The sequence below is a fragment of the Mesoflavibacter sp. genome (genome assembly GCF_964226795.1).
Lineage (GTDB): Bacteria > Bacteroidota > Bacteroidia > Flavobacteriales > Flavobacteriaceae > Mesoflavibacter > Mesoflavibacter zeaxanthinifaciens.
Genome location: NZ_CAXQQP010000006.1, coordinates 188,510 through 203,918, shown reverse-complemented (window position 1 = coordinate 203,918; position 15,409 = coordinate 188,510). Strand labels below are relative to the sequence as shown.

Below are 15,409 nucleotides of genomic sequence, written 5' to 3'. Positions count from 1 at the left end.
AAAAAACAGGTCTAAACGACCTGTTTTTTTTTATATATTTTTTAATATAGTTTCTACAACCCAATCTTGAAAAGATTCATCCCAAGTAGCATATTGTTTGTAAAATTCATCTTTATCATACCAGAACAAGAATAAAATATCTCTTGGTGAAATATTGATTAACAACTTCCATATTAAATCTTGTTGAGAAACATGTAATGACGAATGTGGTGTATGTAATGCATTAAAAATACCTATATCTACTAAATCGTGTATTTTGTATTGATTACTTACTTCAAGCTTTTCAAGATACAATTCTACACCCATAATCTTTTTTCTTGTATCAATATCCAATTTATTTAAATAACTTTTAAATAACACATTATCATTAAGTATTTGCTGTATTGGATGTTGTGTCTCTTTTAAAGACATTGCAAATTCCATTTTTTTAATACGTTGGTATCGATCTGTATTTAACGCAGCTTCTAAATCATATTCTACAATAATATGATCTCGCAATTTTTCCATTAACTCTGGTTGATTAATATGATAAATCAACACATCGTGTATGGTATCTTTTATAGCTTCTTTATACCATTTTAAATCTTCAAAAACCACGATTGGAGATATAAAATCTCTTAGTACATAAACACCACCAAAAGCTTTGGTGTAAAAAGATTCTGACTGATGCTGAAGACTGTGTAAAGTTAAATCTCTATGACGTAAGTCTCCATATGTTTTAGCAGATTCTAACAATTGCTCATGAATACTTTCATCTATAAAATTATTGCCTTTTTTAAAAATTTCAATAAGCTGCTCTTGTTCTTTTTGAGCTTTATTTAAATTATCTATTAGATGAAAGTTGATACTTACTTTATCATATTTTAAAACATCTAATGGCTCATAAAACGCATCTATATTTTGATCAAAGTCTAAGCAAATGGCACTATCGCGTGTAATATCATTTATTTTATCACCATGAATTCTAAATACTTGCTGCATCATTTCTTTATCAAAACTATGAAATGGAGAATACACTGGTTTACCCTTTTGTAAAGGCGAAATGATAATGGCATGCGGATTAGCTTCTCCGTTATTTAAGTACATCGTCGAGCCTTTTTCTTCGGCTATTTCTGGACTATAACCAACGCCATCAATAAAAAATGAAGTTAATTTTGTTGGCGTAAAACCAAGCTTAACTAAGCATTTATTATAACGCTCCACTAACTTTCCGCTAACGGGAATTAATTCACTTCTATATAAATTTGCTTGTTTTAGTTTTTGCATTAACTATATAATTTATCTAAGTATTTTGATTCTAATTCTTCCATTTTTGCATAACTTAAAATCCAGTTTTTATATGTGATAGGATTCAACTTTTTTAAAACAAGTAATTCTGTCATTAATTTAATCTCACTTATAAAACTTTTTTTATTCAATTTATTAAACTGATTTTCATTTAAGGAGAGCACTAAACAGTTCAATTGAAAAAAATATTTATGATTTTCAGCATCGTTAAATTTAACATATTCCTCTTTGCTAATTGTTCTATCTAGAGATAAAGGATCAAATAATACTCTAAAATTGAAATTAAGTTTTTTTTGAAATCTTTCCCATTCTGGCTCAATTATAATGTCATAATCATAAATATTTAAAAGATAATTATTTTTAATTTTTTGCTTATTGATTTTTATGGATTCTATAAATGATTCTTCTAATACACTTTTTATTTTTTTAGGACGAATTACTTCATATTTAACAAATTCTAATACACTAAAAAAAGTAAGAATTAGAAATAGATAAATTGTTAAAAAAATTACTTCTTTATTATTTGATTTTAATTCAAAAAGTAAATTAATTAAAAACAAAATCAATACTAACCCATGACTTAATAAAAAATATTCTTTATATATTTTTAGTACTTTTTCCAATATAAATCAAAATAGTTTTCACTTGTTATCAAACTGCTTTCTAGCTTCCATTTCAATATTTAATTGATTAACTCTACCTTCTACTTGACGTTTAAAATCGGTATCTGCAATAGTCGCAACATTATCTAAATAACGTACAACTTCTTGTCGTCTAATTTCAGAAAAGTCTAAACCTTTCATATTGGCTTTCATTAATTCTTGAAGCATCGCAAACTTGGTATCGTAATCTTTTTTGAAATATATCTCTGGATTTTCAAACCAGCTTTCTTCTAAATCAAAATCGGTTAAACGTAATGAAATTGCGCTTTGTATATTCCTAACATCTCTAGAAGAGAAAAACGGAAATATCTTTTGAATTTCTTTATACAACGTAGCATAAAACAAATGATCTGTTGTTTTATGTTGCTTTTCGGCAATATCATAAGCTTCTAAAACACGTTGTTCTGTTGGTTTGTTAGACACATTTAAAATTTCACCCATATTTTTCGCCAAACCTTGATCTTGTAAATAAGTATAATTTGTAGGATTTTGCATGTTTACAAAGTCTGGCATTGTCTTTTCAAACTTACGCCACCATAAATGATCTTGATCTAAAAAATCGTGTTCTGTACGTGCTCCGTCAATTTTAAAACGTCCTTGTACACGAGAGATTACGGCTTTATCCAACATTTCTGGTAAGTTAGTAAACAAACCAATAGAACTATTCCCATAATTAACTGCATAAGCACCTTCTGTATAACGTAAAAAGACACCAATAACTTCTTTTACACCAGCCGAAACACCTTGTGCTGTACGCTCTTGCAAGTTATTTTCGGCATCATCAATTGGTGCAAAAATTAATTTTGTTGGATCTTGTAAAGGTTTCATCCAGTCTACCATTTTTTCGGCAGATCCACCTTGAAATGTACTAATTAACGTATCTGGCATTGGATGAAACAAAAACGGAATATCTAAATTATCACAATGTTCTTTTAAACGTGTTGCTATAGCAGCGATAAGCATACTTTTTCCCGTACCAGGAATACCGTAACCCATAAAGACCGGCATGAATCCGCCTAATTCTTGAAACGGATTTTTCTGTGCTGCAAAATCGTAGCTTAGCATTCTTTCTGTTAAACGACGTGCAAAGTGTTTAGCATCTCTATTACCTACAATTTGCTCAAATTTAATTTTATTAAACTCTACACTTTTTGCAGTACCTTGAAACGTATTTTCCCAACCAGAAATAGCAAAATCACTGTTTTCTAACTTATATGTTCTATCTACAATCGTTTCGGTGTATTCTAAACTGCTTCGTCTTAAATTAATTTCGTCAATTACTGCTTCAAAAAATACCGCTGTAAAATCGGCTACATCCTTATCAGATTTGATTATATCTGGATGCGCTAAATATTTATCATAGTAAAATAATGTGCAAGAAATTCCTTTTAATGGTGATAGTAAAGACACTTCCGGAATACCTGCAAACTTCTGTTTCATCACACTTAAATCGTCTGACGCATAAGGTTTTATTTGATGAAGAATATAATAAGACGTTGCAAATAACATAAACGCTGTTGCGGTTTGCATTTTGCTTTCGTATTCGCGTTTTCCACTACTATCTAATGCTGATTTACGCTCGTTTAAACTTGATAAACCCGATGCATCATAATAGCTATCTTTTATCCACGTTCCTAAAGTAATACCTTCTTGAACGGCATATAATGTCTGGTTTAGATGAATTGGAATTGCAATACTATCTGGCAACAAACGCTTTTTTAGCGCTAAAATGGTTTTTGAAACTGATGTTACAGAAACTGAAGAACCATTATTTGCACGAGACAGATACAATAAAATAGACTCGTCTTTAGCGTCTTTATCTCTGTTTTTTGCACGCGCGCCTTGCTCCCAACTTACACTTTTTAAGTAAGATGACGCTTCATCACGTAACACATCTAGTTCTGATTTTTTTATAGGAAATGTGGAATTGTGTTCCATTATCTTTTATTTAAGTATGCAGTTTACAGTAAGCAGTTTGCAGTCTTAGTCTACTACTTTATTAAACTACATGAGTTTATTTTTTTATCTAAATTTATTAGGATTATTAATCATATAATTAATCAATTTTCCTATTTCTTCACTTTTAAATTGTAATTCTGTTCTTTCTTTTTCAGAAATATAATTACATGCTAATGCAAAATCTAACCAAAGTTGTGTTTCAGAGTTTTCGCTATCAGCATCAGACATTTTACTTTTAAAATGCTTTTCATATTGTCTTTTTCTATAACCTTCAGCAATATTTGAGCAAACTGAACGACTAGATCTAACCATTTGAGAAGTCAAGCCAAATAATTCTGATTTAGGAAACGTTTTGCTTAACTCATAAACTTCCATAGCTAGTTCGAATCCTTTTTGATATGCTAATAATGACTTAAAACTCATAATTTGTTATCTTTTACTGCCTACTGAATACTGCTTACTGCTTACTGCAAACTAAACCTTATCAATTTTTAAATCTGAAATTTGAAATGGCGGTTTAGCCAGTTTATTCATTATTTCAGGGTTTTTGTTGTATAATAGCTGTATGATTCTATGAGGCGCAAAGACATATTTTTGTTTTATAACTGGACTCCAATTTTGTAATACTTGCTTATTAAAAAATCCGCCTTCTTGAAATGTGCTTCCAGACATAACCTCATGTACTTTAAAAGACAATGCGTAAGCTTCTAAAGGCACTTCTTTTTTTGCTATTGCTTCTAGAATGGTATGCGTTAATTCGTTTTCATCTTTTGCAAATACATTATGAAATGCACCAACATCTAAGCGTTTTATGTGTTTTGGCAACACACGTTTTAAGCGTCTATCTATACCATAAGCCATAGTATCTAAATCCATTTGGCGATCTGCTACTTTGCTTAAAACTTCGTAGATATCTTCTTTGTCTTTTAAAGGATCTTTACCATCGTAATCAAAATACATGTAGCAAATAAATGGTCTGTTTAAAGACACATCATAAAAACTCCAGCTGGTCATATATGTTGCTTGACTACCTTCTGGTGCTTTTATGATTTTACCTTGTACAAAACGGTTGAAAATATATTTTTGTTCTACAGAAGTATAATAAACTATTGAAGCTGCTTGAAATAATTTATCACGTCTGACTGGTTCTTTTACCCTTAATAATTGGTCTAAAAACTCTTCCTGTAATTGTGATAGATCTTTTAATTTATTAATGTAATTATGACGTAATGATAAATCATTATAAAGGTATCTAAACTCTAAATAATTAGGAAACCCAGAATCCGTTACATCAACTTTCATGTTATCTTCCTCGTCGTACATGTATTTAATACGCATAGCCTCGATAGAATACAACAACAAATCTGCATATTGCTTAAAAAACACAATTTCTTGCTGTGTACACAAGTTGTTTTGCTGTACTGCAACAATCAATTCTTTAAGGGCAAAATCTACTTTTTTATGATAAAACACATATTGTGCTTTACTATCTAAAATAGCCGAATCTAATGGTGTTGTAATATGATGTATTGACATGTTTTTGCTGTTAGCTTTATGCTTTAGCTTTTATTTTTTTAAATATTGAATCAGTGCCTTTAATGTTAATCCGCCAAAGACTAATACATTAACACTACCAATGATTAATCCAATATCTGAACTTGTTGTTTTTATTATGAAAATACCAACAATGACTATGATTATTGATAATCCGTTGTCTTTAATAAATTGAATGAAGTTATCCATTTTACACTGTAAATATTGACTAACTTTTACGTTTTACTTTTACTTGGCTAAGTGATGCGTTAAGGATTGAAGCGACATCCTTTTTTGCTTCTATCACTTCGACTACGCTCAGTGACCATTCGCAAAAAAGATATAGCGGAAAGCCTGACCTACTTTTGCCATTAAAAGCAAAAGTAGGTAACGCCCTTTTTATTCTAACCTAATAAATCGTCTTCGGTGTCTTGTTTTGGAGCACCATTACCAACGCCTCCAGAATTATCTTCGGTAGGTTGATTAGCATCTGCTTTGTAATAGTCTTCAAAAATTTCTTTCATATCGATACCATAACGCTCGGCAAAATTCTTTTGAATATCTACGTCTTTAGCACGGATTTCTTGTAACGCTTCTGCATAACTACTGTAAACACCTTGCATTACTTTTTCGTGTACTGGTATATTGTCCATCATCTCTTGACGTGCTCTTGCACTTGCTGTGTGCATTGCTGCTAACGTCTCTCCAATATGCTCGTCTGTTTTTACTCCTAAATGTTCTAGAATAGAAGCAAACTCTTGATCTGTACGTGCTTTAAGTGCTACAACGTAACCATCGTAGTACTTTAAACGCTCGTCTGTATCTGACTTTAATTTTGCACGATGCGTCTGTAAATTACTGCGTAAAGACGTTAAAACTTTAATCGTTAAATTATGCTTGTGAACAAAGCTATCTTTTGATGCAGCTAAAGTTGTATAAGCGTTTTTAAGACCTTCTAATTCTTCTACTTTTTGCTCTAGTTTTGTGACTTTAGCTAACGCTTCTGAGTATTCTGTAGATTGTTTATCTGCTACTTCTTCTAAAGCTTGACGCGCTTGTTTTAATAATGCGTATTGCTCTTCTAGTTTAGCTTCGGTTTCGGCTTTTTTCTCTAAAGCTTTAGTATGGTTTTTAGATGCTTCTACTATAGCGTCTTGTAACTTATCTTCTACTTCTTTAATTTCTACCTCACGGTTTTTTAATCGTGTTATTGCAGCTTGAGATTTGTAAGACAACTCACTTAATAAGGTTTGTACATCTGCACTTTCTATACGCTCTTGGAACATTGCTTTTGCTTTATTATCTGCAGCTGCACGTGTTTTTTCGGCTTCTTTTAAAGTATCTTCGGCTTTTTTGATTTTGCTTTTTCTTCCCCAAAGGTTATTCCACCACGTATCTGGTTTGTTTTGTGCGTCTTCAAGTTCGATTTTAGCACGTTCTAAAGCTTTTTGTGCATCGTCGATAACTTTTTGTTCGTCTTCATTTAAAGACGAAAAACGCTCGAAAAGTATACCAACTTCATCTTGATAATCGGTTAAGTCTTTAATTGCATCTAAAAGTGTTGTACGATCTTTTTCTGCCATGTGAACAACATCATCTAAGGTCGCGTTAAGAATTTTTTGACGACTTTCAGGATCGTCTTCTTGTGCTAGTTTAGACTTCATGGTGTCAATTGCTTTTCCCCAATTAACGTCTACTTTTTCGTTTTTTTCTTGAGAGTTGGTTTCTAATAAGTCAAAATCATCAGACATATATACTTTGTTTTAAGGTTGGACAAATTTTCTGTAAGCAATTTCGTTAAAAAATATTAGTTGAAGAAATATTTAATGCTCATAATATTGGTATTATTTGTTATAAAAATGTTACAAATTATTTTTTCTATCGATTGATACTTATCTTTAAAAGAAAACCATAAAAAATGAAAAAACTACTATTTATTACTCTTTCAATGTCTGTTTTATTGACTAGTTGTAAAGAGAATACGAAACAAGAAACGACTTCTGAAATGGTTAAAAAAGAAGTAATTGAACAAAAAGAAACCAAAGCTAGCTTAGATTTTACACCAATCACACACGCAACCATGGTAATGAATTATGATGACGAAACTATTTACGTAGATCCTACTGGTGGCAAAGCAGCATTTGCTGATTTTAAACAACCTACAATTATTTTAATTACAGATATACATGGCGACCATTTAAGTATTGATACTTTAAAAGAACTAAATCTTAATGGCACAATAATAGTAGCGCCTCAAGCTGTAGTAGATAAATTTCCTGAAGACTTTAAACCAATGTTTAAAGTGTTGAATAATGGACAAACAGCAGTTGTTAAAGGCATAAATATTGAAGCTATACCAATGTATAATTTACGTGAAGAAGCTTTAAAATTTCATGAAAAAGGAAGAGGAAATGGTTATGTATTAACCTTTGGAGACGAACGTGTTTACATCTCTGGTGATACCGAAGATATCCCAGAAATGAGAAATCTTAAAAACATTGATAAAGCTTTTGTTTGTATGAATTTACCTTACACAATGCCTGTTGAAAGTGCAGCTAGTTCTGTATTAGATTTTAAACCTAAAACCGTTTATCCTTACCATTTTAGAGGTACTGAAGGTTTGAGCGATGTAGAAAAATTTAAATCTATTGTAAATGAAGGTAATCCTGATATTAATGTAGAGCTTTTGGAATGGTATCCAAATCAGTAAACAGTTAGCAGTTAGCAGTTAGCAGTATTAAAAATTCCTCAAAAATGAAATTTAGAGAAAAATATTATATTTATATCCTCAACTATTAAAATGAATGCTCAAATGATTTTAACTATTTTTCTTTTATTTCAAGAAACTACTGATGTAACTTGGTTAGAAAAGCTAGCGGACATATTGTCTTATTCTTTACTAATAGTATTTTGTTTACTAATAATCAGTATTTACAAAATTTTTAAATTGAAGAAAGAAATTAAAACGTTAAAGAATAAAGTTTAATTTATAAAAAAGCCTTCCAGTTTGGAAGGCTTTTTTAAACTATCTTACTAGTTTTTTATACTTAATTCGTTTTGGCATTAAATCGCCACCAAGACGTTTTTTCTTATTTTCTTCATAATCACTAAATCCACCTTCGAAGAAGTAAACTTGACTATCACCTTCAAAAGCTAAAATATGCGTACAAATACGGTCTAAAAACCATCTGTCGTGAGATATAACAACCGCACAACCTGCAAAATTTTCTAAACCTTCTTCTAATGCACGAAGTGTATTTACATCAAGGTCGTTTGTTGGCTCATCCAATAGTAATACGTTTCCTTCTTCTTTTAGCGTCATTGCTAAATGAAGTCTGTTACGTTCTCCACCAGATAATAATTTTACCTTTTTGTTTTGCTCGCTACCAGAAAAATTGAATCGGCTTAAGTATGCACGAGAATTAACTTCTCTTCCTCCCATCATGACTAATTCCTGCTCGTCACTAAAGTTTTGCCAAATTGTTTTTTCAGGATCTATATTAGAATGGCTTTGATCTACGTAAGCAATCTTTGCTGTTTCACCAACTTTAAATTCGCCCTTATCAGGTGTTTCTTCACCCATAATCATTCTAAAAATTGTTGTTTTACCAGCTCCGTTAGGACCAATAACACCAACAATTCCTGCTTGTGGTAAATTAAAGTTTAAGTCTTCGTATAATAATTTATCTCCGTAAGCTTTACTTACTCCGCTAGCTTCAATAACGTTTGTTCCTAAACGTGGTCCGTTAGGAATATAGATTTCAAGTTTTTCGTCTAATTGTTTTTGATCTTGACTCATTAACTTGTCATAATTCTTCAAACGTGCTTTTTGCTTTGTTTGTCTTCCTCTAGCACCTTGTCTAACCCATTCTAACTCTCGTTCTAATGTTTTTTGACGCTTAGAAGCTGCTTTACCTTCTTGAGCCATTCGTTTAGATTTTTGATCTAACCAAGACGAATAGTTTCCTTTCCACGGGATACCTTCACCTCTATCTAATTCTAAAATCCAACCAGCAATATTATCTAAGAAATAACGGTCATGCGTTACTGCAATTACAGTTCCTTTATATTGTGCTAAGTGATGCTCTAACCAATGTACAGACTCTGCATCTAAGTGGTTAGTTGGCTCATCTAATAATAATACATCTGGTTCTTTTAATAATAATCTACAAAGTGCTACACGACGTCTTTCTCCTCCAGATAAAACACCTATTTTTTTATCGCCTTCAGGCGTACGTAGTGCATCCATAGCGATTTCTAATTTAGTGTCTAATTCCCAAGCATTAGAAGCATCGATTTGATCTTGAAGTTCGGCTTGACGATTCATTAGCTTTTCCATTTTATCTGGATCACTATAGACTTCTTCTAAACCAAACATATCGTTAATTTTGTTGTATTCATCAAGAATTGCAACTGTTTCTGCAGCACCTTCTTTAACAACTTCTAATACTGTTTTTTCTTCGTCTAATTGTGGTTCTTGTTCTAAATAACCAACTGAATATCCTGGAGAAAAAACAACATCACCTTGATAATTTTTATCTACACCTGCTATGATTTTTAACAAGGTAGATTTACCCGAACCGTTAAGTCCAAGAATACCAATTTTTGCTCCGTAAAAGAAGCTTAAATATATATTTTTAAGTACTGGTGTATTAGCGCTTTGAAACGTTTTGGTAACACCAGACATTGAGAATATTACTTTTTTATCGTCTGACATATTTTATATCTTATTTTTTATTATTTATTACAATTATACGCGACCTTTAAGTGCGTTAAATACCCATGCGATTGCAAAAAAACCAATTCCTACAGAAGCAAATCCCCAACCAGCAACATCATCATACCTAAAAGCACCAAGTGCTATTAGCGCTAATCCTACTATTATCATTATTGTTGTTGCCCATGCTAAAACTGTATTTTTATTCATTGCCATTTTAAATCCTTTTATAGTTTAGTAAAAACAAATATCGTTTATTTTGTAAAAAAAGCAGATAATTTAAGTGCTTTTTTACAATTCTAACACACAAATTTAATTACAAGAGTTACCAATTTATCTATTATAAATTAATTAAAGTGATTCTCTTTTTTTCTTTATTTAGTAATTTTTTAGGGGTTATTTTAAAGAGTTTTCAATTAACATATTATTATAAAAATTAAAGATTCTAAAGTTAATTGTACAAATTACATTTGTAACTTGTTTTATCCTTAAACTACCTCTTTATATGAATAAAGCCTTACTATCTTTAGCAATTGGCGGATTTGGAATTGGACTTACTGAATTTGTTATTATGGGAATTCTACCAGATGTAGCAACTGCTTTTAATGTAAGTATTCCTGTTGCAGGTCATTTTATATCGGCTTATGCATTAGGTGTTGTTGTTGGTGCTCCAACTATAACAGCTTTTGGAAGCAAATTTCCGTCAAACAAAATGCTTTTGGGTTTAATGATTTGGTTTACGGTGTTTAACACCTTATCTGCTTTTGCAACTGGCTATAATTCATTCATTATATTACGTTTTTTATCTGGTTTACCACATGGTGCTTTTTTTGGTATTGGTGCTGTTGTTGCTGGTAAATTATCTAAACCTGGTAAAGAAGCACAAGGTATAGCAATTATGTTTAGTGGACTAACCTTTGCTAACCTTTTAGGTGTACCACTAGGTACTTATTTAGGAAAAAACTTTTCTTGGAGTGTATCTTTCTTACTTGTTGGTTTAGTTGGTATTATGGCTGTACTAGGTGTCAAATTTTGGATGCCATTTTTAAAAAATTCTTCTGATAAAAGCTTTTTAGAAGAATTTAAAATCTTTAAACGTACAGAACTTTGGTTAATCATACTTCTAACAACAATTGGAACTGGCGGATTTTTTGCTTGGTATAGTTATATAGCTCCGTTAATCACTGAAGTTGCTCATCACACAGAAGATATTGTTACCTACGCAATGATATTAGCTGGTCTAGGTAAGGTTATTGGCAATTTTGTTGGTGCTAAATTAGCTGAAAAATTCTCGTCGCTTTATGCTGTAACTATTGTATTAATTATGATGGCTATTTGTTTAATCATCAATACATATGCGGCACATGATAAAATAATGGTTTTAGTGATGACTTTCATTATTGGTGTTGTAGCTTTTTCAATTTCAACTCCTATTCAATTATTGATAATAAAAGCATCAAAAGGTTCTGAAACCTTAGGCTCTTCTTTAAATCAAAGTGCATTTAATATTGGTAATGCATCTGGTGCATATTTTGCAGGACTACCAATTGCAATGGGTTACGGTTATACCTCTGCAGATTGGGTTGGAGCTGCTATGGCTGGTACAGGAATTCTTCTTGCGGGAATCATTATTCTAATTAGAAAACATAAATAAAAAAAGCACTCTTTTATAGTGTGCTTTTTTTATAAATTATACTTTAAAATGTATTAGCTCATCGGTACTTCTATGAACAAAAGCTGAGTGTCTTCCTTAGTCTTTAAAGTAAAATCTTTTGTGTCATAAACACCTATTGCGTCTCTTGATTCTAATTGATTATTTTCTACTGAAAAATTTCCAGAAATAGTCATAATATAAACACCATGATTTTCACTTATAAGATTATAGGTAAAAGATTCATCTTTTGATAAATCAATTCTTGACAACTTAGCATTTTGATGAATTTTTAAACCTTCGTCATCATTATCAATAGAAGATACTAAGGTTTGTAATTTACCTTGCCTATCTTCTGCATTAAAATGTTTTTGATCGTAACGTGGGTTTACATTTTTTTTATCAGGAAATATCCAAATTTGAAATAAATTTAAATACTCGTCTGTTTTTGCATTCATTTCAGAATGTTGTACGCCACTTCCAGCGCTCATTACTTGTACTTCTCCTGCTTCTACCATTTCCCATGTGTTACCCATAGAATCTTTATGTTTTAAAGTTCCTTTTAAAGGAATGGTAATAATTTCCATATTATCATGCGGATGTGTACTAAATCCCATACTTGGAGCTATAATGTCGTCATTTAAGACTCTTAAAGCTCCAAATTGAACTTTTTCTGGGTTAAAAAAATTAGCAAAACTAAAACTGTGATTAGCTTGTAACCATCCGTGGTTTGCATATCCACGGTCTTCTGCTTTGTGTACAATTGTTTTCATTTTTTTCTTTTCTTTTAGCAATATTTCCCCAATATTAATCTCTCATTTTATCCAATAAGTCACTAAGTTGGTTAGCTTCTTCTTCGTTTAAATTTTTTAATAAATTTAATTGTGGACTTTGAGGATCGATTTTTTCTAATAATTCTAATCCTTGTTTAGTAATACCAATCAAAACAACACGTCTATCACCTTCAAAAGGAATGCGTTCTATTAAATTTTTATCACATAATTTATCGGTAAGTCGTGTTAAGTTAGGCGCACGTTCTACCATACGTTCTTTAATAGTTTGTACCTTAATTGGCTCTTTAGCACCTCTTAAAATCCTTAAAATATTATATTGTTGTGGAGACAACCCAAACTGCTTAAAAAATTCATTTTGATGACTAGAAATCCAATTTGCAGTATATAGAATATTAAGCATAGCCTTAACTCTATTATCTTTAAAAGATGAATTTATAGCTTCTGAAAAACTTGACATATTATTATTTATTTAAAACTGATGTTAATTTATCTACCGCCTGCTTTAATTCTTCATTTAATGCATGATCAATAATTTTTTCATCTTTAAAATTATCATTGAAAGATGGTAAATTAAATGTTGAAACAATCTCTGCCGAATGTCTTGGAAACCTTTCTTCACCCATACTAAAAGACGAAATTGCAGCTCTTGCTCCTGGTGAAGTACTCATTAAAAGTAAAGGTTTGTTAAAAAAGAAATTTAACTCTATTCTAGATAACCAATCCATTAAACTCTTAAAAACTGCTGTGTAAGCGTTATTATGCTCTGCAAGAGAAATTATAAAAGCATCTGCAGTCTTTAACTTTTCTAAAAACAACTTCGCGTTTTCAGGAAAACCAGATTCCTTTTCAATATTTACACTGTAAGTTGGTAATGGATAGTCATTAAGGTCTAAAATTTCAACCTCAAAACCATTGATTAGATTAGAAGCATATGTTACTAATTGCTTATTTATAGATGTTTTACTATCACTTCCTGCAAAAGCTATTATTTTTTTCATTGTAAATATCTTTTTGTTTGTTAATACAAAATTAGGAAATATAAATTTATATTCCAAGGAATATATTTACAACGGTAAATTTTTATGAATTAATTAACGTATTACATTTTTTGTATTAAAAAGCATTTACTTTTTGTAAATTCGTGAAAAAATGACATTCTATGGATTTAAACTTCAATAAAAACGAAGATCACAATAAATTATTAGTCTCAGAACTAAAGAAAAAATTAGCTAAAGTAAAGCTTGGTGGCGGAGAAAAACGTATTGCTAAACACCATGAAAAAGGCAAACTTACAGCAAGAGAACGTATTGATTATCTTTTAGATAACAAAAGAAAATCTATTGAAATTGGTGCATTTGCAGGAGAAGACATGTATAAAGAACATGGTGGTTGTCCTTCTGGTGGCGTTGTTGTAAAAATAGGTTACATAAGTGGTAAACAATGTATCGTTGTTGCTAACGATGCTACAGTTAAAGCTGGTGCATGGTTCCCGATCACTGGAAAGAAAAACTTACGCGCGCAAGAAATTGCTATAGAAAACCGATTACCAATTATCTATCTTGTAGATTCTGCTGGTGTTTATTTACCAATGCAAGACGAAATTTTCCCAGATAAAGAACATTTTGGACGCATCTTTAGAAACAATGCGGTTATGAGTAGTATGGGAATTACACAAATTGCTGCTGTAATGGGAAGTTGTGTTGCTGGTGGCGCTTACTTACCTATTATGAGTGACGAAGCTCTAATTGTAGACAAAACCGGAAGTATATTTCTTGCTGGTAGTTATTTAGTAAAAGCTGCAATTGGCGAAAGTATAGATAACGAAACTCTTGGCGGCGCAACTACGCATTGCGAAATTAGTGGCGTTACAGACTATAAAGCTGCAGACGATAAAGATGCTTTAGATAAAATTAAGCGAATTGTAGATAAGATTGGTGATTATGATAAAGCTGGTTATAATCGTATAGAAGCTAAAAAACCTAAAGATAATCCAGAAGATATTTATGGGATTTTACCTAGATCTCGCGCCGATCAATACGATATGAAAGAAATTATCAAACGATTAGTTGATAATTCTGAATTTGATGAATATAAAGAAGGTTACGGACAAACCATTATCACTGCTTATGCACGTATTGATGGTTGGGCTGTAGGTATTGTAGCCAACCAACGTACTTTGGTAAAAACTAAAGGCTCTAAAACCAAACCAACCGAAATGCAATTTGGAGGAGTAATCTATAATGATAGCGCAGATAAAGCAACCAGATTTATTGCTAATTGTAACCAGAAAAAAATCCCATTAGTGTTTTTACAAGACGTTACTGGATTTATGGTTGGTAGTAAAAGTGAACACTCTGGAATTATTAAAGATGGTGCCAAAATGGTTAATGCAGTTAGTAATTCTGTAGTTCCAAAATTTACAATTGTTGTTGGTAATAGTTATGGTGCTGGTAACTACGCCATGTGCGGAAAAGCTTATGACCCTACTTTAATCGCTGCTTGGCCAAGTGCAGAGTTAGCAGTTATGAGTGGTAATAGCGCTGCAAAAGTTTTATTACAAATAGAAACTGCTTCTTTAAAGAAAAAAGGTGAAGAGATTACTAAAGAAAAAGAAGAAGAATTATTTAATAAAATAAAAGCGAGATACGACAATCAAGTATCACCTTATTACGCTGCAGCACGTATTTGGACAGATGCAGTTATAGATCCTTTAGATACAAGAACATGGATAAGTATGGGTATAGAAGCAGCTAACCACTCGCCTATCGAAAAACCTTTTAATATGGGTGTTTTACAAGTGTAATTA

General features: G+C 31.4%; 15 protein-coding genes. 3 read left to right on the top strand and 12 right to left on the bottom strand.

Translation table 11 applies throughout. The features are described from left to right. Positions 1-30: 30 nt before the first annotated feature. The 7 genes from ACEQT4_RS04730 to ACEQT4_RS04700 all read right to left on the bottom strand — a co-directional run bounded on the left by ACEQT4_RS04730 (position 31) and on the right by ACEQT4_RS04700 (position 7,192). Positions 31-1,266 (bottom strand): DUF6638 family protein, encoded by a 1,236-nt coding sequence (locus ACEQT4_RS04730; RefSeq protein WP_370226306.1) that lies wholly within the window; start codon positions 1,264-1,266, stop codon positions 31-33. Then, a complete protein-coding gene (locus ACEQT4_RS04725; RefSeq protein WP_370226304.1) occupies positions 1,266-1,910 on the bottom strand; it encodes a hypothetical protein in 645 nt (214 codons plus the stop codon). The genes ACEQT4_RS04730 and ACEQT4_RS04725 overlap by 1 nt, the downstream gene beginning before the upstream one ends. 18 nt (positions 1,911-1,928) lie before the next feature. Next, positions 1,929-3,887, bottom strand: a complete 1,959-nt coding sequence (locus ACEQT4_RS04720) for an AAA family ATPase (protein WP_370226302.1) — start codon at positions 3,885-3,887, stop codon at positions 1,929-1,931. 84 nt (positions 3,888-3,971) lie between these two features. Then, complete coding sequence (locus tag ACEQT4_RS04715) at positions 3,972-4,331, bottom strand: four helix bundle protein (protein WP_370226301.1); 360 nt, start codon at positions 4,329-4,331, stop codon at positions 3,972-3,974. Positions 4,332-4,382: 51 nt separating this feature from the next. After that, a complete protein-coding gene (locus ACEQT4_RS04710) occupies positions 4,383-5,444 on the bottom strand; it encodes a hypothetical protein (protein ID WP_370226299.1) in 1,062 nt (353 codons plus the stop codon). A 30-nt stretch (positions 5,445-5,474) separates the two neighbouring features. Further along, positions 5,475-5,651, bottom strand: coding sequence for a hypothetical protein (locus ACEQT4_RS04705; RefSeq protein ID WP_155912552.1), 177 nt, complete (start codon positions 5,649-5,651; stop codon positions 5,475-5,477). 194 nt (positions 5,652-5,845) lie between these two features. Further along, entirely contained in the window at positions 5,846-7,192 is a 1,347-nt protein-coding gene (locus ACEQT4_RS04700; protein WP_106677997.1) for a microtubule-binding protein, read from the bottom strand. A gap of 167 nt (positions 7,193-7,359) precedes the next feature. Between ACEQT4_RS04700 and ACEQT4_RS04695 the strand changes: the two genes are divergently transcribed. Next, a complete protein-coding gene (locus tag ACEQT4_RS04695) occupies positions 7,360-8,151 on the top strand; it encodes an MBL fold metallo-hydrolase (protein ID WP_370226297.1) in 792 nt (263 codons plus the stop codon). Between the two features lie 315 nt (positions 8,152-8,466). Here the strand turns inward: ACEQT4_RS04695 and ettA are convergent, their stop codons facing one another. Together ettA and ACEQT4_RS04685 are read right to left on the bottom strand one after the other, a co-directional pair. Continuing rightward, positions 8,467-10,158 (bottom strand): energy-dependent translational throttle protein EttA, encoded by a 1,692-nt coding sequence (gene ettA / locus ACEQT4_RS04690; RefSeq protein WP_370226295.1) that lies wholly within the window; start codon positions 10,156-10,158, stop codon positions 8,467-8,469. Positions 10,159-10,191: 33 nt separating this feature from the next. Next, positions 10,192-10,374, bottom strand: coding sequence for a CAL67264 family membrane protein (locus ACEQT4_RS04685; protein ID WP_027878875.1), 183 nt, complete (start codon positions 10,372-10,374; stop codon positions 10,192-10,194). Positions 10,375-10,663: 289 nt separating this feature from the next. On the opposite strand from ACEQT4_RS04685, the gene ACEQT4_RS04680 reads away from it, so the two are divergent. Continuing rightward, positions 10,664-11,812 carry an MFS transporter gene (locus tag ACEQT4_RS04680; protein ID WP_370226292.1) on the top strand — a complete coding sequence of 383 codons (1,149 nt, stop codon included), beginning with the start codon at positions 10,664-10,666 and terminating at the stop codon, positions 11,810-11,812. Between the two features lie 53 nt (positions 11,813-11,865). Here the strand turns inward: ACEQT4_RS04680 and ACEQT4_RS04675 are convergent, their stop codons facing one another. Genes ACEQT4_RS04675 through ACEQT4_RS04665 form a run of 3 tightly spaced genes read right to left on the bottom strand, consistent with a single transcriptional unit; the run spans position 11,866 to position 13,601 of the window. Then, positions 11,866-12,582, bottom strand: coding sequence for a pirin family protein (locus ACEQT4_RS04675; RefSeq protein WP_370226291.1), 717 nt, complete (start codon positions 12,580-12,582; stop codon positions 11,866-11,868). A 34-nt stretch (positions 12,583-12,616) separates the two neighbouring features. Then, positions 12,617-13,060: a MarR family winged helix-turn-helix transcriptional regulator gene (locus ACEQT4_RS04670; protein WP_370226289.1), complete on the bottom strand. Its 444-nt coding sequence runs from the start codon at positions 13,058-13,060 to the stop codon at positions 12,617-12,619. Positions 13,061-13,064: 4 nt separating this feature from the next. Beyond that, positions 13,065-13,601: an NADPH-dependent FMN reductase gene (locus ACEQT4_RS04665; protein WP_370226288.1), complete on the bottom strand. Its 537-nt coding sequence runs from the start codon at positions 13,599-13,601 to the stop codon at positions 13,065-13,067. 161 nt (positions 13,602-13,762) lie between these two features. On the opposite strand from ACEQT4_RS04665, the gene ACEQT4_RS04660 reads away from it, so the two are divergent. Continuing rightward, positions 13,763-15,406 (top strand): acyl-CoA carboxylase subunit beta, encoded by a 1,644-nt coding sequence (locus ACEQT4_RS04660; protein WP_370226286.1) that lies wholly within the window; start codon positions 13,763-13,765, stop codon positions 15,404-15,406. The last annotated feature ends 3 nt before the right edge of the window (positions 15,407-15,409 follow it).